Raw genomic sequence first — 19,715 nt, 5'->3', positions numbered from 1 at the left:
AAATCGCAAGCAAAGTGTAATCAACCAACTACCTGGCGCGATGCGCCTGGGCCCATTCGACGGTGTTCTTGATGCCGCTCGCCAGGTCGACGCGGGGCTCCCAGCCGAGCTCGTCGTGGGCGGGCACCGGGTCGACGGCCATCGCGGGCAGGTCGCCCAGGCGTGGCGGCGCGAACCCCGGCTTGTCCTGCGCGCTCGCCGCGTCGGCGATCAGCGAGTGGAGGCGCCGGTCGGTCGTCTGGATGCCGGTCCCGAGGTTGAACCTGCGGCCGTTGCCCTCCTGCCCGCACGCCCTGACGAAGCCGTCGACGACGTCCTCGACGTAGACGTAGTCGCGGGTCTGGGTGCCGTCGCCGTAGAGGACCGTGGGGGTGCCGTTGAGCAGGGCGTCGGTGAAGATCGCGACCGCGCCGGCCTCGCCCTCCGGCGACTGGCGGGGGCCGTAGACGTTGGAGAGCACCAGCGTGGTGTACTCGATGCCGTAGAGGGCGCGGAACGCGGCGAGGTAGGTCTCGCCGCTCAACTTCGACGCGGCGTACGGCGAGCGCGGGTCGGTGGCCGCGTCGCCGGGCACAGGGATCGTCGGCGGCCTGCCGTAGACCGCCACCGACGAGGCGAACACCACCTTGCGTGCGCGACCCTCGTGGGCCGCGGCCAGCACGGAGGCGGTGCCGGCGACGTTGACCGCGGCGTCGTGGACCGGGTCCGCGACGCTCCTGCGCACGCTGATCTGCGCGGCCAGATGGCAGATGACCTCGGGGCAGAGCTCGCTCACCAGAGTGATCAGGGCGGGATCTCGTACGTCCAGCTCGTGCAGCCTGAACCGGCCTTCGGCCTCGGCCCTGGCGAGGTTGTCCCTGCGGCCGGACGACAGGTCGTCGACCGCGACGACCTCGTGACCGTCGGCGAGCAGACGATCGACGAGATTCGAACCGATGAACCCGGCACCCCCGGTGACCAAGACGCGCATGGCGAGAATCTTAGTCGGCCAGCTCCGACCTCACCTGAGCGATGCGGGCCAGCACCTTGTTACGCAGGTCTGCGGGAACGGGGTCGCAGCCGCAGTGCTTGGCCACGAGCGCCTTGACCGCCTTGTCCAGGTCGTATTCCTGCAGGCAGGGACTGCACTCGTCGAGATGCACGCGGATCTCCACGACGTCGCCTTCGGTCAGCTCGCCGTCGAGGTAGGCGTATACCTTGTCGAGCACCTCGCGACAGTCCGTGTCATGCGGCTTGCCACAGCTCATTTCGATCCCTCCGCCGGGACCAGGCCACGCTCGCGAGCATAGTCCTCAAGGAGGCCCCGCAGCTGCCTGCGTCCCCTGTGCAGCCTCGACATCACAGTGCCTATCGGAGTGCCCATGATGTCGGCGATCTCCTTGTAGGGGAACCCTTCGACGTCGGCCAGGTAGACCGCGATCCTGAACTCCTCGGGCAACACCGCGAGTGCCTGCTTGATGTCGCCGTCGGGCAGGTGTTCCAGCGCCTCGACCTCGGCGGACTTCAGGCCGGCCGAGGTGTGGGACTCGGCCCGCGCGAGCTGCCAGTCCTCGATCTCCTCGGCGCCCGACTGCTTCGGCTCGCGCTGCTTCTTGCGATAACTGTTGATGAAGGTGTTCGTCAGGATCCGGTAGAGCCACGCCTTGAGGTTTGTGCCCTGCTGGAACTGGTGGAACGAAGCGAACGCCTTCGCGAAGGTCTCCTGCAGCAGGTCCTCCGCGTCGGCGGGATTCCGGGTCATCCGGAGCGCGGCGGAGTAGAGCTGTTCGAGATACGGCATGACGTCGCGCTCGAATCGCTCGCTTCGCTGCTCCAGCGTCTCCGCGCCTGTCGCGGGCACCGGACCCACCCCCCTAAGATCACCGGTGGCCGGCTTTGGCGGTACACCGTACTCAGGGGAGGATACCCGCTGGCTCACGACCACTCGGCCAGCGGGCTGGGGTTCTGCCAATGTGAGCATGCTCGTCGCAACACGCCCGCGCCCTTGTCTGTTCCCGCAAGATAGAAGGTACGAAGGACCCGGTGCGGGGAACGTCATACGTACCGGCTGGTAGCCCTTTTTCCGGAACCCAGGAGTCGCGTGTGCTGCCCATTCCGGCCGAGGAACTGAACGGCTCAGGGACGCTCGGGCCGTACTGGACCTTCTACCGCGCCGTCGCCGCCGAACAACTCAACCGCTGGCTTCCCCGCGAACCCTCCGTGATCCTCGACCTGTCCGGCGGCCGCGGGCGCTGGTCCGGCCAGGCGGCCAGGGCGGGGCACCGGGTGATCGAGGTGCTCGACTTCCGCAGGACCGTGGACGCGCAGTCGCGGCTGCGGGACGCCGACCGCGTTCGTCACGTACGCGCCGACGATCTGGCGTTCCTGCCGGACGCGAGCGTGGACGCGGTGCTCGCGGAGGAACGCGTCATGTCGATCGAGCTGATGGCCGAGTCCGCGATGAACGACGTGGCCAGGGTGCTGCGGCCGGGCGGGCGGGCGCTGGTGTGCGTGGACTCGCTGGTGCTCGGCATGGCGATCCTGGCCGAGCAGGAGCAGTGGCAGCACCTGCGGCAGACCGGCGAGGTCATGCTCGTGCCGTGGCCTGACGGCAGCATCACCCGGTGCTTCAGCAGCGGGCAGTTGCGCGAGCTGCTGATGGGGGCCGGGCTGGAGGTCGAGTGGATGCGGCCGCGCACGGTGTTGTCGCCGTCCACGGTGGACCACGTGCTGGCGTCCGACGCGCGTTCCCTGGCCTGGCTCGTACGCACGGAGCTCGAGGCCCATCCGGACGACGACGACACCGTCGGCATCCATCTGGTGGCCAGCGTCCGCAAGAGCTGACGGGATCGGCGGGCCGCCGTTCTTCGTGGCCGGCGGCTTCCGTCCTCCCCGCGGCTCCTAGCGGCGGCGCTCCTTCTTGCCCTGGCACTGGACGCAGCGCGCCGCCTCCGGGCGGGCCTCCAGGCGGCCCTCAGGGACCGGTTTGCGGCAGTCGACACATTCGCCGTACACGCCTTCCTCCAGGCGCTTGAGCGCCTCGATCACCGCGCGGCGCTGAGCCGTGGCCACGGTCAGCATGGCCTGGGCGCGGTCGGCGTCGGTCAGATCGGAGCCCGCGTCGGCCGCCGAGTGCTCGCGTACGGCGGCCGGGTCGCCCTGCAGCACCCCGATCGAGCGTTCCAGTTCGGCGAGCATTTCTTCCAGCCGCTCACGAGCGGTCGTGACGTCCACGAATCCGCACCTCCGGGTGAATGAGGGCAACCCGCGGCCAGGACCTCCCCGGTTGTCCCGCCCGGCGCAATTAGGGGGTATTTGTGGCGGTGACACCGAGTGAACGGATGCATCGCTTTCCTCACCGGATGCCCACTTACCGCGCCTCTTACACCTTTAGAAAAGGGCGGTTTCCTCCTCCTCGGGGAGCGGTTTTATGAGGTCCGGGCCATTGTTACGCACGTTGTTGACGTCAGTGGAGACCGGATACGCCGTGAGCCGCCCCTGCTCTGCGGGCACCAGCAGCCCCGAGGCCTGCTCGGTGTCGGTGAGCTTGGGGTCGAGCCACTCGGCCCAGCGCTCGCGCTCGATCATCATGGGCATCCTGTCGTGGATGCGACCGAGGTGGTCCTCGGCGTCCGTGGTGATGACGGTGCAGGTCACGAGCCACTTGAGCGGATCGTCGTCGGCCCGCGACGGGTCCTTCCAGAATTCGTACAGGCCGGCCATGGCCAGCACGCCGCCGTCCGCCGGATGGATGAAGTACGGCTGCTTCTTCTTCTTTTCGCCCTCGACCGGCATCCATTCGAAGTAGCCGTCGGCCGGGAGCAGGCACCTGCGCTTGGCGAACGCCTGCCGGAACGACGGCTTCTCCGCCACCGTCTCGATCCGCGCGTTGATCAGCCGCGATCCGATCGACGGGTCCTTGGCCCAGGCGGGCACCAGGCCCCACTTCACGATGCGGAGCTGGCGTACCGCCCGCTCGGCCTCTTTGGGCACCCGGCTGAGGACGGCGTAGACGTTCTTGGTCGGGGCGACGTTGAAGTCGGCGCCGAGCTCCTTGTCGGGGTCGCCGTCGTGCTCGACCTCGAACTCCTCGAGCAGCTCGTGCTTCTTGCGCGCCGAGGCGTATCTACCGCACATAACCCCACATTGCCACGTCACGCCGCCCATCGCCCACTCCTGCGGAATCCACGGGCCGTGTCCCCGCCCCACCACGCCCAGTAGTCTTTGACCATGCCCGCTCAGCACTGGCCCGCACCCGTCGCGACCGCCCCCGTCCGCGCCACCGTCGCGCTGCCCGGCTCCAAGTCGGTGACCAACCGCGCCCTCCTGCTCGCCGCCATCGCCGACGGCCCCGGCGTCGTGCGCAGGGCGCTGCGCAGCCGCGACGCGGACCTGATGGTGTCGGCGCTGCGGGCCCTCGGCACCACCCTGGTCGCCGCGGACGAGACGGCGGCGAGCGTCGACTGGCACGTGACGCCGGGCCCGATCCGCGGCGGCGCCGCCGTCGACGCCGGCCTGGCGGGCACGGTCATGCGTTTCGTGCCGCCGATGGCCGCGCTGGCCGACGGCCCGGTCTCCTTCGACGGCGACCCGCAAGCCCGCAGGCGCCCGATGGGCCCGATCCTCGACGCCCTGCGCGCGCTGGGGGCGCGGATCGACAACGACGCGCTGCCGTTCACGATCAGCGGCCCGCCCGCGGGCGGCGAGGTCACGCTGGACGCGTCGGGTTCGTCGCAGTTCGTCTCGGGGCTGCTGCTGACGGCCGCGCGCTTCGAGAAGGGCATCACGATCCGCCACGTGGGCCCGCCGGTGCCCTCGCAGCCGCACATCGAGATGACCGTCCAGATGCTCAGGTCGGCGGGCGTCACGGTGGACGACAGCGAGCACAACGTGTGGCGGGTCGCGCCGGGTCCCATCGCGGCCAGGGACATGACGGTCGAGCCCGACCTGTCCAACGCGGCCCCGTTCCTCGCCGCCGCGCTCGTCACCGGCGGCACGGTCACCATCCCTGCCTGGCCCGCGCAGACCACCCAGCCGGGCGACGCGCTGCGCGGCCTGCTCACCACCATGGGGGCCACGGTCACCCACCAGGGCACCACCGACGCCCCGGACGTCACCGACCTCGTGGTGTCGGGGACGGGCGAGGTCGCCGGCATCGACGCCGACCTCCACGAGGTGGGCGAGCTGACCCCGACGATCGCCGCCCTGGCGGCGCTCGCGACCACGCCGAGCCGCATCCGGGGGGTGAGCCACCTGCGCGGCCACGAGACCGACCGCCTCGCCGCGCTCGCCACCGAGATCAACCGGCTCGGCGGCGACGCGGAGGAGACCGAGGACGGCCTCGTCATCCGCCCCCGTCCGCTGCGCGGCGGCACGTTCCACAGCTACGACGACCACCGCATGGCGACGGCCGGAGCCGTGATCGGCCTCGCCGTGCCCGGTGTGGCGGTGGAGAACATCGCGACGACAGGGAAGACGCTCCCGGAGTTCGTCCAGATGTGGACGGCGATGCTGGCAGCCCGATGACACACCTGCTGGTTTCACGATGAAAGCGCCGGGCAAGTCGGAAAAGGGCGGCACGTGGTGACACGCTGCCCGCACGGCGACGAAGAGATCAGGACGCCCGCGGCGACAGCGCCACCTATCCATCACTCCGCCGGACCCCGACCAACCGGCGCGGAGCACCTCTGGGCGGTCGCGGGCTCGGCCCGGCCGCCGAGGCGCCTGAGCATGAGACGCCACCGACATGAGACGCCAGTGAAGGGAAGCGAGCGTATGGGAGCGGACCGCTGAGGAAGCGGGAGTACGACGAGGAGGACGTACGCGTCAGGCCCGGCAAGGGTTCCAGGCCGCGTACCCGGATTCGTCCTGCTCACGAGGATGCCGTCGAAGGGTTCGTGGTCGCCGTCGACCGTGGCCGCTACACGACGCTGGTCGAGCCCGAACGCGGATCGGCCAAGAAGCGCAGGCAGCAGCAGCGGCGCCTCGTGGTGGCCATGAAGGCACGCGAGCTGGGCCGCAAGGGCATCGTGGTGGGCGACAGGGTGGCCCTGGTGGGCGACGTGTCGGGCCACCCGGACACCCTGGCCAGGGTCGTACGCGTGGAGCCGCGCACGTCGATGCTGCGCCGCTCCGCCGACGACACCGAGGACACGGACGGCATCGAACGCCCGGTCGTGGCCAACGCCGACCAGCTCGTCATCGTGACCGCCCTGGCCGACCCCCCGCCCCGGCCCCGCATGATCGACAGGATCCTCGTGGCGGCGTTCGACGCGGAGATCGACACCCTGCTCTGCCTGACCAAGTCCGACCTCGCCCCGCCGGACGACCTGGTGGCCCTGTACGAGCCCCTGGGCGTCCAGCACGTCGTCGTGCACAAGGGCGGCCCGCTGGAGGAGCTCCGCGATCGCCTGGCCGGCCGCATCAGCGTCATGGTCGGTCATTCAGGCGTGGGCAAGTCCACCCTGGTCAACGCCCTGGTCCCTGACGCCAACCGGGCCGTCGCCCAGGTCAACGCGGTCACCGGCCGCGGCCGCCACACCTCCACCTCGGCGGTGGCACTGGAGCTGCCGGCGGGCGGCTGGATCATCGACACCCCGGGGGTCCGCAGCTTCGGCCTGGCCCACGTGTCGGTGGAGACGGTCCTGGCCGCGTTCCCCGACCTGGTGGAGGGCACGGTCACCTGCCCCAAGGGCTGCACTCACCTGGGCGAGGGCTGCGCCCTGGACGCCTGGGTGGCCGCGGGCAACGCCGACCCCACACGCCTGGAGTCCCTCCGCCGCCTCCTGGCGAGCCGCGAAGGCACCCCCGACGACACCACCTGACCCTCACGTGCGGTTGGGCCGCAGCGTCCACGTGACGGTCATGGCGGCGACCACGACGCCGTCGCCGTTCGTGACGTCGACCACCGCGTCGAACACCGGCCGCTCCCCCGCGTCCAGCGCCGCCACCACCTCCTCCCGGCTCACCAGCAGCCTGGCCTCGGCCCGGACCTCCCCCATGGCGAGCTTGCGATACTCCACGTTCGCCGTCGTGGCGAGCGGCACCGCACGCGTGAGCTGATCGCCCAGGGCGGAGAGCATCGCCGCTCCGGAAGCGGACTCGGCCAGCGTGAAAAGAGCGCCCGCGTGCGGCCCGCCCACGTGATTGTGCAGATCCTCACGATCGGGAAGACGACAAACGGCCCGCCCTTCCGCCGCGAAGTCATACGTAATACCGAGACCCCGTGCAAAAGGGACGGTCTGGAGGAGTAGTGCACCGACATCTAACGACATGATGGACATGCTACTTGTCGGTAACTGAAGCGAGACTTACTAGAAAAGGGGCGTCTGTGACTGATGTTCGCTATACCCGACACGGTAGCGTGGGCGACCGTGCAGGGTTATAACGACGATCTACGCCTCGCGCATGTCATGGCGGACGCCGCCGATGACCTGACCATGCGGCGGTTCAAGGCGGTCGACCTCAAGGTCGACACCAAGCCCGATCTGACGCCGGTCAGCGATGCCGACCGCACCGTCGAGGAGGCCATCCGGGGCACGCTGCGCCGGGCCAGGCCACGCGACGCGGTCGTGGGCGAGGAGTTCGGGAAGACCGGATGGGGCGCCCGATCGTGGATCATCGACCCCATCGACGGCACCAAGAACTACGTGCGCGGCGTCCCCGTCTGGGCGACCCTGATCGCGCTCATGGAGTACGGCAAGGTCGTCGTCGGCCTCGTGTCGGCCCCCGCGCTCGGACGCCGCTGGTGGGCGGCCACCGAGGGCGGCGCGTGGACCGGCAAGAGCCTGACGAAGGCATCCAGGATGCGGGTCTCGTCCGTGTCGGCCCTGGAGGACGCGTCGTTCTCGTACTCGAGCTTCGGCGGATGGGAGAAGACCGGCAAGCTGGACAACTTCCTCGACCTCGGCCGCGCCTGCTGGCGGACCAGGGCGTACGGCGACTTCTGGTCGCACATGATGGTCGCCGAGGGCTCGGCGGATCTGTCCGCGGAGCCCGAGCTGTCGCCCTGGGACATGGCCGCGCTCACGGTGATCGTCGAGGAGGCCGGCGGGATCTGGACCGACGTCGCCGGCGTCAAGGGCCTGGAGGGCGGCAGCCTCGTCTGCACCAACGGCATCCTGCACGACGAGGTCATCAGCCGCCTCAACCGCTAGGAACGCCGGACCCCGGCCCGCGACCGGATCGCCGCGGTGGCGTCGTTCAGCGCGCGTTCATCCTCGCAGGTCACATTCCCCTCGTATGTCACCCCACGCGGCGGGCTCTCGTGCCCCAGCGGGTCCGCGTCCCAGAAGTTCCCCCGGTACACGACGTTCTCCAGCGGCGGCGCCACCGTCAGCACGGCGGTGTTGTGGGCCCGCACGACGACGTTCCCCTCGACCGTCACCCACGAGGCCCCGTAGTCGGTGTAGAGGCCGAAGTTGTACGGCGTGCGCGTGTCCTCGATGACGTTGCCCTCGACCACCGCCCCGGTCTCGTACGAGTCCCCCTGAGGCCCGGACAGGTAGACGCCTCCCCCGTCGGCCAGCACCTCCATGGTGTCCGCCGTCAGGTTGCGCAGGACGCGAACGCCCTCGCCCGGCCCGACGACGATCCCGCAGTGAGGCACGTGCGTGATCTCGTTGTGCGCGACGACGCAGCCCTTCGCGCCGGCCACCGCGATCCCCGGCGAGCCGCTGTATTCGAGCCCGATGTGGCGCACCCGGTTGTCCTCGATCGAGGTCGCCTGGCTCCCCGAGACCTCGATGGCGCCGGCGGACAACGTGTCGAAGTCACAGCCGCGCACCACGAGCCCGTCGCTTCCGTGGACGCCCAGCCCGCCGGCCCCGAGCCGGGTGAACCGGCAGCCCTCGACCGCAACGCCGGCCGTGTCGCCGAAGGTCACGCAGGCGGGAATCGTCACGGAAGCGGCGGGATACGTCACGGACGCCCCCTCCTCGATTAACGCCGTCTCGACCCCGCCGCCCTCGTAGTAGCCGGCGCCGTGATAGTGCAGGAACCCCTCTGGCCGGCTCGGCCGCAGCCAGGTGGCGTCGGCGAACGTCAGCCCCATGAACGACGCGTCCCGCGCGCCCACGACGCGGAGCAGCGTTTCCAGCACGGGCGCGACGACCCGCGTACCCGCCGGGTCCTCCCCGGGACGGGGCAGGTACATCAGGACGTGCCGCCCTGGACGCGACCGGTCGAGCACGAAGGTGCCGGGCTCGCGGAGGAAGGCGGCGTCGTTCTCGATGCGGGTGGGCAGCCCCAGCCCGCGCGACGTCTGGCCGGCCCAGGTCGAGTTGTACAGCTCCAGGCCCCACTCGAAGGCGGGCCGGCACATGGTGATCGCGGTGGAGCCGTCGCCGGCCGCCAGGGCGGCCACCCCGCAACGGGCCTCGGTCCAGGGGTAGACGCCACGGTAGACGAACTCCACGTCCCCCGGACTCGCCCATTCGAGCACGCTGTCCGTGACGTAACCCGTGTCCGTCACGCTCACCGCGCCGGGCAGACCGTCGATGCCGGCGCGCGCGGCCCGGCGGCCGTCCACGTAAAGCTGGCGGGTGTCGAGGTCGCCGACGTCGGCCAGCCACACGCCGTCCCGCTCCCGCCATCCCGTGATCCGGCGGCCGCCGCTCACGATGGCTTCCTCCCGCTCGGGCGTGCCGTAGCCGTAGGCCTGGTAGACGACCCCCGAGTCGGCGGCGGTGAGCTCGAACGGCTCGGCGAGCGCGTGGGTGCCCGCCCTGAGGTGGACGACCACATCGCCGACCGCGGATCTGGCCGCCGTACGCGCGCGTTCGAGCGTGGCGAAGGGGCGCTCCAGAGAGCCTGGCCAGGAGTCGTCGCCGGAAGGCGCGACATGGAAATGGAACATCGTTACCACCTTTGCTGTTTATGGCGTACACGTAGTAGTACACCATAAACAAGGAGGGCGCCAATGACGGACGACCCGGAGCGCGGGCTGGAGCTGCTGTGGCGGCAGGAGGAGCACGAGCCGCGGCCCGGACTCAGCGTGGGCAGGATCGTGCGCGCCGCCATCGAGCTCGCCGACGCCGAGGGGCTGGAGGGCCTGTCGATGCGCAAGGTCGCCGACCGGCTCGGCTTCACGACCATGTCCCTCTACCGCCACGTGCCCGGCCGCGACCACCTCGTCGACCTCATGCGCGACGAGGTCCTGGGCGAGCACCCGCGCGACCGCGCGACGGCGGCGGGCTGGCGGGCCCGGCTGGAGGCGGTCGCCCGGCAGGCGTGGGAGATCCGCGCGAGGCACCCCTGGCTCGCGGAGATCCGCGGCACCCGCCACGTCCCAGGCCCCAACGCGATCGCCCACTTCGACTACATGCTGGGCACGCTCACCGGCACCGCGCTCAGACCGTCCGAGGTGATCGCGGTCGTCGGCCTGATCGGCCGCTTCGTCGACGCCGAGGCCCTGCTCCTGGTGGAGACCCGGCGCGAGGAGCGCCGCAGCGGCGTGTCCGAGGAGGAGTGGTGGGGGGCCCGTGACTCCCTGTACGAACGCCTCGACCGCTACCCCGCCCTCACCCACCTGTGGACGGCCGGCGGCTGGGACACCCCGGAGGACTCCTTCGAGTTCGGCTTGCGCCGCCTGCTGGACGGCATCGACGTCCTCATCCAGCAGCGTGATGAAACCCGTGACGAAACATGTCAGGAATGCGGCGCCCCCCTGGAGCCGGCCACGTCGGGCCGCCCGCCGGTCTACTGCTCCCGCGCCTGCCGGCAACGGGCCTACCGAAGACGCAAGTCCGGCTAGAGCGCCAGCACCCGGCGTACCGCGTCCATGAGACCGTCCCGGTACGCACCCCCGAACAGCACCACGTGGACCAGCAGCGGATGCAGCTGATGCAGCGGCACCCGCTCCCGCCACCCGTCCGCCGGCGGCCACTCCTCCCGGTACGCCCCCACCACCCGATCGAGGTACGGCAGCCCGAACAGCGCCAGCATGGCCAGATCGGTCTCCCGATGCCCGCCGTGCGCGGCGGGGTCGATCAGCACCCCGGTGCCGCCCGACCACAGCACGTTCCCACTCCACAGATCCCCATGGATCCGCGCGGGCGGCTCGGCCGGCCCCGCGACGTCGGGGAAGCGCTCCACGGCCCGCTCAACGGCTGCCACGTCCGCCGCGGACAGCCTGGCCTGCCGCAGGAACGGCAGCACCCTCCGCGTGGCGTAGAAGGACGGCCAGCCGGCCGCGGGCGAGTTGTCCATCGGCAACTCGGCGATGAACCCCGGCCACGGCGCGCCGAAGCCGTCCGCTCCCGCCCGGTGCATGACCGCCAGCGACCGTCCGAACCGCTCGGCCGCCACCGGGGTGGGCCGCTCCTCGCGTACCCAGGACAACACCAGCCGATCCCGCCGGGCCTCGATCACCTCGGGCACCGCGATCGCCTCGCCCAGCCACCGCAGCCCCGCCGCCTCCGAGGCGAACACCTCGGACGCGGGGCCGCTCTTCGCGAACACCTCGCGCCCGTCGCCGAGCACGCCCCGCTGCCGCCGCCACCCGTGCGACGAGCCCAGGTCCTCGACCGGTCTCATTCCGCCATCTCGTCCGCGATGTGCTTGGCCACGCCCTCGGAGGCCGACTCGACCAGTTCGAGCACCTCCTCGAAGCCCTCACGGCCTCCGTAATAGGGGTCGGGCACCTCGGCGCCCTCGGGCGCGGCCGGGTCGAACGAGCGGAACAGCCCCACCTCCACCCCGGCGGGCGCCAGCCGCCGCAACGTGGTCAGGTTGTCGCGGTCCATGGCCAGCACCAGGTCGTAGCGGTCGAACCAGTCACGGGTGAACTGCCTGGCCCGATGCTCCGAGCCGTCGTAGCCGCGCGCGGTGAGGATCTCCAGCGCCCGCTCGTCCATGGGATCACCGGCGTGCCAGCCGCCCGTGCCCGCGCTCTCGACGGTGACCTGACCGGCCAGCCCGCGGTCGGCGAGCGTCCGGCGGAGCACCGCCTCGGCCATCGGGGACCGGCAGATGTTTCCCATGCACACCAGGCATACGCGATAAGTCATACCCCCCATCATGAGGGTGACCAGGCTCGTTCACCGAACGTTCACCCTCGGTAGGGGGTCTGAGTCACCTTCGCTGCATAGCTTCATGGCGACTAAGGACCAAGTGGGAGGACCCAACCGTGAAGTATGCAGGCCGGCTCGCCGCCGTCGCCGTCGCCGGCGCGCTCTCGCTCGCTGCGTGCGGCACAGACGACAACACCGGCAGTGGCAGCACCACCTCCGCCACCGCCAACGCCCCCGCAGGCAATGACGCAGGACTGAGCGGCACGATCCAAGCCGCCGGCTCCTCGGCCCAGGCCAACGCGATCTCTGAGTGGACGAAGAACTTCACGGCCACCAACTCCGGTTTCACCCTCAACTATCAGCCCAGCGGCTCCGGCGCGGGCGTGCAGGCGTTCATCCAGGGCACGGTCGCCTTCGCGGGCTCCGACTCGGCGCTGAAGGACGACGAGCCCGCCCAGGCCGACGCCCGCTGCAAGACCGGCAAGGCCATCAACATCCCGATGGTCACCGGCCCGGTCGCGGTCGTCTACAAACTGGAGGGCGTCGAGGGCCTGCAGCTGTCGCCCAAGACCCTCAGCGGCATCTTCAACAGCAAGATCACAAAGTGGGACGACCCCGCCATCAAGGCGGAAAACCCCGATGCCACGCTGCCCGCCACGCCGATCCAGGCCTTCCACCGCTCCGACGAGTCGGGCACCAGCGACAACTTCACGAAGTTCCTGGAGGCCACCGGCGGCTGGCCGTACGAAGCCGCCAAGGCGTGGCCCGCCGAGGCCAAGGGCCAGGGCGCCAAGGGTTCCGACGGCATCGCCTCGTCCGTGAAGGACACCGAGGGCGCGATCAGCTACGTCGAGCTCTCCTACGCCGAGAACTCCTCGCTCCAGACGGCCAAGGTCGCCAACGGCGCCGGCGAGTACGTCGAGCTGACCCCGGAGAGCGCGGCCAAGACGGTCGAGACCGCCGAGATCCAGGGCACCGGCAACGACCTCAGCCTGTCGATCGACTACGCCACCAAGACCCCGGGCGCCTACCCGATCGTGCTGGTGACGTACGAGATCACCTGTGAGAAGGGCCTGTCGGCCGAGGAGTCGAAGCTGGTCAAGGGCTTCCTCACCTACACCGCCAGCGACGAGGGTCAGGCGGCGCTGCAGGAGCTGGGTTACGCCCCGCTGTCGGGCACCCTGCTCACCAAGGTCCGCTCCGCTGTCGAGGCGATCTCCTAGCTGCCCATGACGACAAACCTACGTACCCGCGGAGGCGGGCCGGCCACGCGCCGGTCCGCCTCGCGGCGCACCCATGGTGAAGGCCCCTTCCGGTTCCTCTCCACCGCGGCGGGCGTCGTGCTGCTGGGCATCATGGCGGCCATCGCCGTGTTCCTCATCAGCGAGGCCATCCCCGCGCTGCAGGCCAACAAGGGCTCCTTCTTCACCGAGCTCACCTGGGACCCCAACAGCAGCCAAGTGTTCGGCATCGCCGCGCTGGCGTTCGGCACCGTGCTCAGTTCCGGGCTCGCCCTCGTCATCGCGACCCCGATCGCGGTCGGCGTGGCGCTGTTCATCTCCCATTACGCGCCCCGACGCCTGGCGGCGCCGCTCGGCTACCTGATCGACCTGCTCGCGGCCGTGCCCAGCGTCGTCTACGGCCTGTGGGGCGTGGTGTTCCTGGTGCCGCTGATGAGGACACCGTCGCAGTGGCTCAACGAGCACCTCGGCTGGTTCCCGCTGTTCGCCGGCGAGGGCATCATCGGCGGCAAGACCATGCTGGCCGGCGGCATCGTCCTGGCCATCATGATCCTGCCGATCATCGCGGCCATCTCCCGCGAGGTGTTCCTCCAAGCCCCGAAGACCAACGAGGAGGCCGCGCTCGCGCTCGGCGCCACCCGCTGGGAAATGATCAGGATGGCGGTGCTGCCGTTCGGCCGTCCCGGCGTCATCAGCGCCGCGATGCTCGGCCTCGGCCGGGCCATGGGCGAGACCATCGCGGTCGCGCTGATCTTCCCCGCGACGTTCGGCATCTCGTTCCAGATCCTCACCCCGCAGGCCAACAGCATCGCCGCGAACATCGCCAACGGCTTCGGCGAGGCCACCCAGATCGGCCGCGGCGCGCTGATCGCCTCCGGCCTGGTGCTGTTCGTCATCACGCTGCTGGTCAACATGGGCGCCCGTCTGGTGATCAACCGCCGCAAGGAGTACGCGAGGGCCGGCGCATGACTGCCATCCAACACATCTCAACGAGCCGCCGGATCAAGGACCGCGTCGTCCAGGGTCTGGTCTATCTGGCGTTCGCGCTGGCCGTGGTGCCGCTCGTCTCGGTGCTCTGGCTGGTCATCTCCAACGGCCTGGCCCGCTTCGACCTGGAGTTCCTCACCCACTCGATGCGCGGCATCGGCGCCAGGGACGTGGGCGGCGGCGCCTACCACGCGATCATCGGCACGCTCGAGCAGGTCCTGCTCGCCTCGCTCATCTCGGTCCCCATCGGTCTGTTCACCGCGATCTACCTGGTCGAGTACGGCAACGGCGGCCGCCTGAGCCGGGCCATCAGCTTCTTCGTGGACGTCATGACCGGCATCCCCTCGATCGTCGCCGGCCTGTTCATCTTCGCCTTCTGGATCCTCTTCCTCGGCCTCGAGTACTCCGGCTTCGCCGGCGCCCTCGCCCTGTCGATCCTGATGATGCCGACGGTGGTCAGATCGGCCGAGGAGATGCTCCGGCTGGTGCCGGGCGACCTGCGCGAAGCCTCGTACGCGCTGGGCGTGGCCAAGTGGCGCACGATCGTGAAGGTCGTGCTGCCGACGGCGTTCACCGGCATCGTCACCGGCGTCATGCTGGCGGTCGCCAGGGTCGCCGGCGAGACGGCGCCGCTGCTGATGACGGTGTTCTTCACCGACTCCATCAACAACGATCCGCTCGACGGGCCGCAGATGGGGCTGCCGCTGTTCGTCTTCGACCAGGCCCAGCGCCCCAACGACACCGCCATCGACCGGGCGTGGACCGGAGCGCTCACGCTCATCCTGATCGTCATGCTGCTCAACCTGGTGGCGCGCCTGATCGCCTGGTGGCGCTCGCCCGCCAGGAGCCGATAGGGGGTAATCGCCATATGTCCAAGCAAATCCAGGTCTCGGGCCTAGACGCGTACTACGGGTCGCACAAGGCCATCGAGGACGTGTCGATGACCATCGAGCCCCGCTCGATCACCGCGTTCATCGGGCCGTCCGGGTGCGGCAAGTCGACGTTCCTGCGCACGCTCAACCGTATGCACGAGGTCATCCCGGGCGCGCGCGTGGAGGGCAAGGTGCTGCTCGACGGCGAGGACCTCTACGGCGCCACCGTCGAGCCCGTCTCCGTACGCCGGCTGATCGGCATGGTCTTCCAGCGCCCCAACCCGTTCCCCACGATGTCGATCTACGAGAACGTGGCCGCCGGCCTCCGGCTCAACGGCCGCGTCAGCAAGTCGCAACTCGACGGCATCGTCGAGGAGTCGCTCAAGGGCGCCAACCTCTGGAACGAGGTCAAGGACCGCCTCAACAAGCCCGGCGCCGGCCTGTCGGGCGGTCAGCAGCAGCGGCTCTGCATCGCCCGGGCCATCGCGGTCAAGCCACAGGTCCTGCTGATGGACGAGCCGTGCTCGGCGCTCGACCCGATCTCCACGCTGGCCATCGAGGACCTGATGGCCAAGCTCAAGGACGACTACACGATCGTCATCGTCACCCACAACATGCAGCAGGCCGCCCGGGTCAGCGACCGGACCGCGTTCTTCAACCTCGCCGAGCAGGGCAAGCCCGGCAAGGTGGTCGAGATGGACGAGACATCCCGGATGTTCACCAACCCATCCCAGAAAGCGACGGAAGACTACATCACCGGGCGCTTCGGCTGATGACCCAGCAGCAGACGGCATCCGCGATGACCGGGGACACGAGGACAAAGCCCGTACTGCTAATCGCCGACCCCGACAGCTCCGTGGTGGAGGCCCTGGCCACGGCCCTCGAACTCGAGGGCGTGGCCGTCACCGGCGTGTCCGACGGCGCGCAGGGGCTGCTGCAGGCCGGTGCCCTGCAGCCGGACGTGGTGCTCGTCGCGGCCACGCTCCCGGTCATCAACGCCGTCGACTTCGTCCGCGCCGTCCGGCTGGCGCGAGCCGTGCCCGTGCTCCTCGGCGTCGGCGAAGGTCATGCCGAGCAGGCCGTACGCGCGCTCGCCGCGGGCGCGGCCGCCTGCGTGGCCCGGCCCTACCGGGTGCCCGAGCTCCTGCCGTTCATCCAGGCGGCCTCGCCCGAGTCGCGCAAGCTGCTGATCGTGGGCGGGGTCGAGCTGGACGTGCACGCCTACCAGGTGCGCGTGGGCGGCCGGGCCGTACACCTGCCGCTGCGCGAGTTCGAGCTGCTTCAATACCTCATGCGCAACGCCGACCGCACCGTCACCCGCGAGCAGATCATGCGGCACGTGTGGCACGCCGCGGCCAACACCTCGACCAACACGATCGCGGTGCACGTCAAACGATTGCGGGCGCGGCTGGGCGACGAGGACGACCAGCTCATCCAGACCGTACGCGGCGTGGGCTACCGGCTCGTCACGCCGAGCATCTCCGGAAGTCCCGCATGATCTTGGTGATGACGCCTTCCACGGTGTCGATGCCGTAGCCGACGTCCGTGCTGCCCTCGGTGAGCACGGCGACGGCGTAGTCACGGCCGTCACCCCGGATCAGGCCCACGCTGATCATGGCCCAGCGCTCGGTGGAGACGCGCTTGAGCCAGCCGTTCTTCAGCATCACCCGGTCGCCTGGGCACGCGGCGGCGCTGACGCCCCAGTCCTGGCCGTCGACGACCTGCCCCATGAGGCTGAGGACCTGGTCGCGATCCTTGGCCCTGAGCGGGCTCTTGCCGGACACGAGGGCCTTCATGAGGCGGATCTGGTCGTTCGCCGATGTTCTGGTGATGCCCCAGCAATACAGGTCGAGACAGTCGCCTGGGACGCCCTGCGTATGCTTGAGCCCGAATTTCCGGCCTGCCTCGGTGAAACCCGGGGCCCCGCCGATGCGGAGCCAGAGGCGGTCGGCGGCGTGGTTGTCGCTGTACCGGATCATCAGCTCGGCATCCCGCCTGACCTCCGCCTGGAGCTTCTTCCACGGGGTCCGTGCCAGCAGCGCCATGAGGATCTGCACCTTGGCACTGCTGGCCGTGATCATCCGCTCGCCTGACCGGTAGCGGTAGACACGCCCGGTCGCCAGGTCCTCGACCATGGCCGTGACCGGTCCCGGCCGGCCCGCCAGGAAGCGATCGAGGCCCTTGGTGATCTGCTTGACCGGGACCGGCGCCAGCGTCTCCTCGACCGAGATCTCCTCGATCCTGCCCAACCGCCGCGGCCCATCCGGCCTTGCGGAGTCCCGCACCGGCTCCTGGCGCGTGACACGTGTCGGCGCGGCGCTCTGGAGCCGTGCGGGGGCTTCGCGAGGCGCCGGTAACAGGGGCAGGGCCAGGGCAAGCGCGATGACCAGTCGTGGTATCGCCTTCCCCAGGCCCGCGATCATCCGCTCATTATCACGAAGGATCGCGACATATCGCTAGACGCCGTCGGCGACCAGTTTCGCGATCGAGTCGTCGTCACACGTATCCCAGAAGCCACCCACGACGTCCTCGAGGTGCTGAAGGGATTCCGCCCGGAACAACACATCCTGATATTTCGTGATGTCGTAGTCAGTGGCGCCCATAGCGGGCAAATCCAGCGGCCGGATGTCCATCCCGCGGAACTCCTCGATCTCCCCGTACGACGACAGGATCCCCGCCCCGTACGCCTTGAGCCCGTCCGCCTCGCGCATCACCCCGAACTCCAGGGTGAACCAGAACACCTTCGACACGAACTCCAGCGCCTCCTCCCCTTCGACCCGCCGCGCGGCCTGCCCGGCCAGGCGGTAGAGGGCGGCGTACCGAGGGCTGGCCAGCGCGTTGGCATGCCCGATCACCTCGTGGATGACGTCGGGCTCCGGCGTGTAGAACGGCACGGAATGGTGCCGGATGTACTGCGTCGAATGAAAGAACCCGTCCGCCAGCACCCCGTAGAACTCCCGCAAGGGCACCAGCCCCGCCGCCGGCAGATACCTGAACCCGGTCAGCGGCTCCAGCAACCTGGAAACCTCCTCGAGCTGCGGAATCCGGTCAGCGGGCAGGCCGAGCGCGGCGGCCCCGCCGAGATATTCGGCTGTGGCGTACCGGGCGTGCTTGGCCGCCAGCTCCCTCGTGACCGCCACCCAGACCTCGTGCTCCTGCTCGGTGTACTCGGCTGCCGGAATCGGCGTCCCGGCCCGGTAGCCGACCGCGAGCGCCGCGATGGCGTTCCGCCGCGCCCGATACACCGGATCCGCGAACCCCGGATGCGACGCGGCCAACTCGACCACCACCGACCCATCCGCCTGGGTTGCGATCGGCGCGAAGTACTGCGCTTCCTCAAACATGCCCTAGATGACAGCAAGTCCCGCTTTCACTGGCAAGAGCGTCCAGTTCTACTGGGCGATACGCTAGCTTTCGTACGCTCACAGCCGTATTTCCTAGTCGAATCGCACAGCCCATGGAGGACCAGGGATGGACGCGCTGGACGCCAGGCTGCTCGTGACCATGCGAGCCCATCCCCGCATCGGCCTGACCGAGTTGGCCCGCCTGCTGGGTGTGGCCCGGGGCACCGTACAGGCCCGCCTGGACAAGCTGACCGCGAGAGGCGTGATCGAGGACTTCGGCCCGACCGTGTCACCGGCCCACTCGGGATATCCCATCCTGGCCTTCGTCTGGCTCCAAATCGCCCAGGGCCGCCTGGAGGAGGCCGTCGCAGCCCTGCGCGCCGTCCCGCAAATCCTCGAAGTCCACGGCACGAGCGGCCAGCACGACCTCCTGTGCCGCGTGGTGGCCAAGAGCACGGACCACCTCCAGGCCGTCATCGCCCACGTCCTGACCTCCCCCGCCATACACCGCACCGACACCACGATCGCCCTCTCCAGCCAGATCCCCTTCCGCATCGAGCCCCTCCTGGAAACCACCACCGGCCAACCCTGACCCGAAGGCCCCGGCTGCCGACGTAGCACCGCCACCTCGGGTGCCGGTGGCCCGCAATGCGGCACCCCTCCCACCGCCGCGCACCCGACGTCACGAAGACCTCAGCTGGAACCGATCACTGGTCCCAGGGTGAGCAAGCTCCGGTTTCCTCGCAAACGCGGATTCCGCGCACGGGCCCCGGCGCGATCCCGACGGCGGGACTACCATCCGCACTGCGGTCCCATACCGGATGCACGCGGATCTGGGCCCGGTACGAGTCGTACCACCTGACCTGCCCGACGACGTCGTTCCCGTCGTTCTCGCGGTCATACACATAGACCGTTCTGGAATCGATTGAAATTTTGTTGAACCCCCACGTCAGCAGGTGGTCGGTGTAGCACCAGGTCGTAAATCACGCGCTCCTCGCCGTGCCTTTCGCCCGCACAACACTGCCGTCCACCAGAGCCCGGGCAACAAAAAAGGGCCCCACGCACCCCGGCGTGAAGCCCCACCCACCAACAAACAGCAGGCCACAACAGGAAAAGCCCCCGACCTACTGGTCGAGGGCCTCCCCCTACATAAAGATTGTCCGGCGGTGACCTACTCTCCCACACCCTCCCGAGTGCAGTACCATCGGCGCAGAGAAGCTTAACTTCCGGGTTCGGAATGTAACCGGGTGTTTCCTTCCCGCCATAACCGCCGTAACCCTC

22 protein-coding genes and 1 rRNA gene are annotated in these 19,715 nt (G+C 69.6%); 11 read left to right on the top strand and 12 right to left on the bottom strand.

The window, feature by feature from the left end:
* Window positions 1-28: 28 nt before the first annotated feature.
* The 3 genes from ITP53_RS33320 to ITP53_RS33310 are packed head-to-tail and all read right to left on the bottom strand — an operon-like array spanning window position 29 to window position 1,849.
* On the bottom strand, window positions 29-970 hold the full coding sequence (locus ITP53_RS33320) for an NAD-dependent epimerase/dehydratase family protein (RefSeq protein WP_195899430.1): 942 nt from the start codon (window positions 968-970) through the stop codon (window positions 29-31).
* A 10-nt stretch (window positions 971-980) separates the two neighbouring features.
* The gene (gene rsrA, locus ITP53_RS33315) at window positions 981-1,247 is read right to left on the bottom strand and encodes a mycothiol system anti-sigma-R factor (protein ID WP_195899429.1); all 267 of its coding nucleotides are present in this window, start codon (window positions 1,245-1,247) and stop codon (window positions 981-983) included.
* Window positions 1,244-1,849, bottom strand: coding sequence for a sigma-70 family RNA polymerase sigma factor (locus ITP53_RS33310; protein WP_195899428.1), 606 nt, complete (start codon window positions 1,847-1,849; stop codon window positions 1,244-1,246). Before ITP53_RS33310 ends, rsrA begins: the two co-directional genes overlap by 4 nt.
* Before the next feature lie 233 nt (window positions 1,850-2,082).
* Here ITP53_RS33310 and ITP53_RS33305 point away from each other — a divergent pair, with 233 nt between their 5' ends.
* Window positions 2,083-2,823, top strand: a complete 741-nt coding sequence (locus ITP53_RS33305) for a class I SAM-dependent methyltransferase (RefSeq protein WP_195899427.1) — start codon at window positions 2,083-2,085, stop codon at window positions 2,821-2,823.
* Window positions 2,824-2,880: 57 nt separating this feature from the next.
* Here ITP53_RS33305 and ITP53_RS33300 read toward each other — a convergent pair whose 3' ends face one another.
* Window positions 2,881-3,213, bottom strand: coding sequence for a TraR/DksA family transcriptional regulator (locus ITP53_RS33300; protein ID WP_195899426.1), 333 nt, complete (start codon window positions 3,211-3,213; stop codon window positions 2,881-2,883).
* A gap of 156 nt (window positions 3,214-3,369) precedes the next feature.
* Window positions 3,370-4,116: an SOS response-associated peptidase gene (locus ITP53_RS33295; RefSeq protein ID WP_195899425.1), complete on the bottom strand. Its 747-nt coding sequence runs from the start codon at window positions 4,114-4,116 to the stop codon at window positions 3,370-3,372.
* 93 nt (window positions 4,117-4,209) lie between these two features.
* On the opposite strand from ITP53_RS33295, the gene aroA reads away from it, so the two are divergent.
* Window positions 4,210-5,505 carry a 3-phosphoshikimate 1-carboxyvinyltransferase gene (gene aroA / locus ITP53_RS33290; RefSeq protein ID WP_195899424.1) on the top strand — a complete coding sequence of 432 codons (1,296 nt, stop codon included), beginning with the start codon at window positions 4,210-4,212 and terminating at the stop codon, window positions 5,503-5,505.
* Window positions 5,506-5,768: 263 nt separating this feature from the next.
* Complete coding sequence (gene rsgA, locus ITP53_RS33285; RefSeq protein WP_195899443.1) at window positions 5,769-6,803, top strand: ribosome small subunit-dependent GTPase A; 1,035 nt, start codon at window positions 5,769-5,771, stop codon at window positions 6,801-6,803.
* A gap of 3 nt (window positions 6,804-6,806) precedes the next feature.
* On the opposite strand, the gene ITP53_RS33280 is transcribed toward rsgA, so the two are convergent.
* On the bottom strand, window positions 6,807-7,253 hold the full coding sequence (locus tag ITP53_RS33280; RefSeq protein WP_195899423.1) for a DUF4442 domain-containing protein: 447 nt from the start codon (window positions 7,251-7,253) through the stop codon (window positions 6,807-6,809).
* A gap of 63 nt (window positions 7,254-7,316) precedes the next feature.
* On the opposite strand from ITP53_RS33280, the gene hisN reads away from it, so the two are divergent.
* Window positions 7,317-8,135, top strand: a complete 819-nt coding sequence (gene hisN, locus ITP53_RS33275) for a histidinol-phosphatase (protein WP_207756724.1) — start codon at window positions 7,317-7,319, stop codon at window positions 8,133-8,135.
* On the opposite strand, the gene ITP53_RS33270 is transcribed toward hisN, so the two are convergent.
* Window positions 8,132-9,835: a right-handed parallel beta-helix repeat-containing protein gene (locus ITP53_RS33270; protein WP_195899422.1), complete on the bottom strand. Its 1,704-nt coding sequence runs from the start codon at window positions 9,833-9,835 to the stop codon at window positions 8,132-8,134. The genes hisN and ITP53_RS33270 overlap by 4 nt on opposite strands.
* 63 nt (window positions 9,836-9,898) lie before the next feature.
* Here ITP53_RS33270 and ITP53_RS33265 point away from each other — a divergent pair, with 63 nt between their 5' ends.
* Window positions 9,899-10,732, top strand: coding sequence for a TetR/AcrR family transcriptional regulator (locus ITP53_RS33265; RefSeq protein ID WP_195899421.1), 834 nt, complete (start codon window positions 9,899-9,901; stop codon window positions 10,730-10,732).
* On the opposite strand, the gene ITP53_RS33260 is transcribed toward ITP53_RS33265, so the two are convergent.
* Both ITP53_RS33260 and ITP53_RS33255 read right to left on the bottom strand, forming a co-directional pair.
* Window positions 10,729-11,514 carry a fructosamine kinase family protein gene (locus ITP53_RS33260; RefSeq protein ID WP_195899420.1) on the bottom strand — a complete coding sequence of 262 codons (786 nt, stop codon included), beginning with the start codon at window positions 11,512-11,514 and terminating at the stop codon, window positions 10,729-10,731. The two genes, ITP53_RS33265 and ITP53_RS33260, sit on opposite strands and share 4 nt — an antisense overlap.
* Complete coding sequence (locus ITP53_RS33255; protein ID WP_195899419.1) at window positions 11,511-11,987, bottom strand: low molecular weight protein-tyrosine-phosphatase; 477 nt, start codon at window positions 11,985-11,987, stop codon at window positions 11,511-11,513. The genes ITP53_RS33260 and ITP53_RS33255 overlap by 4 nt, the downstream gene beginning before the upstream one ends.
* Window positions 11,988-12,106: 119 nt before the next feature.
* Here ITP53_RS33255 and pstS point away from each other — a divergent pair, with 119 nt between their 5' ends.
* From pstS to ITP53_RS33230, 5 genes are read left to right on the top strand one after another with little or no spacing between them, the layout of a single operon-like run.
* Window positions 12,107-13,213: a phosphate ABC transporter substrate-binding protein PstS gene (pstS, locus tag ITP53_RS33250; protein WP_195899418.1), complete on the top strand. Its 1,107-nt coding sequence runs from the start codon at window positions 12,107-12,109 to the stop codon at window positions 13,211-13,213.
* A gap of 6 nt (window positions 13,214-13,219) precedes the next feature.
* The gene (pstC, locus tag ITP53_RS33245; protein WP_195899417.1) at window positions 13,220-14,200 is read left to right on the top strand and encodes a phosphate ABC transporter permease subunit PstC; all 981 of its coding nucleotides are present in this window, start codon (window positions 13,220-13,222) and stop codon (window positions 14,198-14,200) included.
* Window positions 14,197-15,072, top strand: a complete 876-nt coding sequence (pstA, locus tag ITP53_RS33240; protein WP_195899416.1) for a phosphate ABC transporter permease PstA — start codon at window positions 14,197-14,199, stop codon at window positions 15,070-15,072. The genes pstC and pstA overlap by 4 nt, the downstream gene beginning before the upstream one ends.
* 14 nt (window positions 15,073-15,086) lie before the next feature.
* Complete coding sequence (pstB, locus tag ITP53_RS33235) at window positions 15,087-15,863, top strand: phosphate ABC transporter ATP-binding protein PstB (RefSeq protein WP_195899415.1); 777 nt, start codon at window positions 15,087-15,089, stop codon at window positions 15,861-15,863.
* The gene (locus ITP53_RS33230; RefSeq protein ID WP_195899414.1) at window positions 15,863-16,588 is read left to right on the top strand and encodes a response regulator transcription factor; all 726 of its coding nucleotides are present in this window, start codon (window positions 15,863-15,865) and stop codon (window positions 16,586-16,588) included. Before pstB ends, ITP53_RS33230 begins: the two co-directional genes overlap by 1 nt.
* Here ITP53_RS33230 and ITP53_RS33225 read toward each other — a convergent pair.
* Together ITP53_RS33225 and ITP53_RS33220 are read right to left on the bottom strand one after the other, a co-directional pair.
* A complete protein-coding gene (locus tag ITP53_RS33225) occupies window positions 16,557-17,513 on the bottom strand; it encodes a serine hydrolase (protein WP_236051436.1) in 957 nt (318 codons plus the stop codon). The two genes, ITP53_RS33230 and ITP53_RS33225, sit on opposite strands and share 32 nt — an antisense overlap.
* Before the next feature lie 33 nt (window positions 17,514-17,546).
* Entirely contained in the window at window positions 17,547-18,434 is an 888-nt protein-coding gene (locus ITP53_RS33220; RefSeq protein WP_195899413.1) for a phenylalanine 4-monooxygenase, read from the bottom strand.
* A 127-nt stretch (window positions 18,435-18,561) separates the two neighbouring features.
* On the opposite strand from ITP53_RS33220, the gene ITP53_RS33215 reads away from it, so the two are divergent.
* Window positions 18,562-19,026, top strand: coding sequence for an Lrp/AsnC family transcriptional regulator (locus ITP53_RS33215; protein WP_195899412.1), 465 nt, complete (start codon window positions 18,562-18,564; stop codon window positions 19,024-19,026).
* 566 nt (window positions 19,027-19,592) lie between these two features.
* On the opposite strand, the gene rrf is transcribed toward ITP53_RS33215, so the two are convergent.
* Window positions 19,593-19,709, bottom strand: a 5S ribosomal RNA gene (gene rrf, locus ITP53_RS33210).
* Window positions 19,710-19,715 lie beyond the last annotated feature (6 nt).

Source organism: Nonomuraea cypriaca, assembly GCF_015645445.1.
Taxonomy (GTDB): domain Bacteria; phylum Actinomycetota; class Actinomycetes; order Streptosporangiales; family Streptosporangiaceae; genus Nonomuraea; species Nonomuraea cypriaca.
Note: the sequence above shows the minus strand (reverse complement) of the source record. Positions and strands in the feature narration are given on the sequence as shown.

What these genes read in the sequence shown, in the direction of transcription:
- ITP53_RS33320 (WP_195899430.1), bottom strand. Translation starts at nt 970, where the DNA reads ATGCGCGTCTTGGTCACCGGGGGTGCCGGGTTCATCGGTTCGAATCTC.
- rsrA (WP_195899429.1), bottom strand. Translation starts at nt 1,247, where the DNA reads ATGAGCTGTGGCAAGCCGCATGACACGGACTGTCGCGAGGTGCTCGAC.
- ITP53_RS33295 (WP_195899425.1), bottom strand. Translation starts at nt 4,116, where the DNA reads ATGTGCGGTAGATACGCCTCGGCGCGCAAGAAGCACGAGCTGCTCGAG.
- aroA (WP_195899424.1), top strand. Translation starts at nt 4,210, where the DNA reads ATGCCCGCTCAGCACTGGCCCGCACCCGTCGCGACCGCCCCCGTCCGC.
- ITP53_RS33280 (WP_195899423.1), bottom strand. Translation starts at nt 7,253, where the DNA reads ATGTCGTTAGATGTCGGTGCACTACTCCTCCAGACCGTCCCTTTTGCA.
- hisN (WP_207756724.1), top strand. Translation starts at nt 7,317, where the DNA reads ATGTTCGCTATACCCGACACGGTAGCGTGGGCGACCGTGCAGGGTTAT.
- ITP53_RS33270 (WP_195899422.1), bottom strand. Translation starts at nt 9,835, where the DNA reads ATGTTCCATTTCCATGTCGCGCCTTCCGGCGACGACTCCTGGCCAGGC.
- ITP53_RS33265 (WP_195899421.1), top strand. Translation starts at nt 9,899, where the DNA reads ATGACGGACGACCCGGAGCGCGGGCTGGAGCTGCTGTGGCGGCAGGAG.
- ITP53_RS33260 (WP_195899420.1), bottom strand. Translation starts at nt 11,514, where the DNA reads ATGAGACCGGTCGAGGACCTGGGCTCGTCGCACGGGTGGCGGCGGCAG.
- ITP53_RS33255 (WP_195899419.1), bottom strand. Translation starts at nt 11,987, where the DNA reads ATGACTTATCGCGTATGCCTGGTGTGCATGGGAAACATCTGCCGGTCC.
- pstC (WP_195899417.1), top strand. Translation starts at nt 13,220, where the DNA reads ATGACGACAAACCTACGTACCCGCGGAGGCGGGCCGGCCACGCGCCGG.
- pstA (WP_195899416.1), top strand. Translation starts at nt 14,197, where the DNA reads ATGACTGCCATCCAACACATCTCAACGAGCCGCCGGATCAAGGACCGC.
- pstB (WP_195899415.1), top strand. Translation starts at nt 15,087, where the DNA reads ATGTCCAAGCAAATCCAGGTCTCGGGCCTAGACGCGTACTACGGGTCG.
- ITP53_RS33230 (WP_195899414.1), top strand. Translation starts at nt 15,863, where the DNA reads ATGACCCAGCAGCAGACGGCATCCGCGATGACCGGGGACACGAGGACA.
- ITP53_RS33225 (WP_236051436.1), bottom strand. Translation starts at nt 17,513, where the DNA reads ATGATCGCGGGCCTGGGGAAGGCGATACCACGACTGGTCATCGCGCTT.
- ITP53_RS33220 (WP_195899413.1), bottom strand. Translation starts at nt 18,434, where the DNA reads ATGTTTGAGGAAGCGCAGTACTTCGCGCCGATCGCAACCCAGGCGGAT.
- ITP53_RS33215 (WP_195899412.1), top strand. Translation starts at nt 18,562, where the DNA reads ATGGACGCGCTGGACGCCAGGCTGCTCGTGACCATGCGAGCCCATCCC.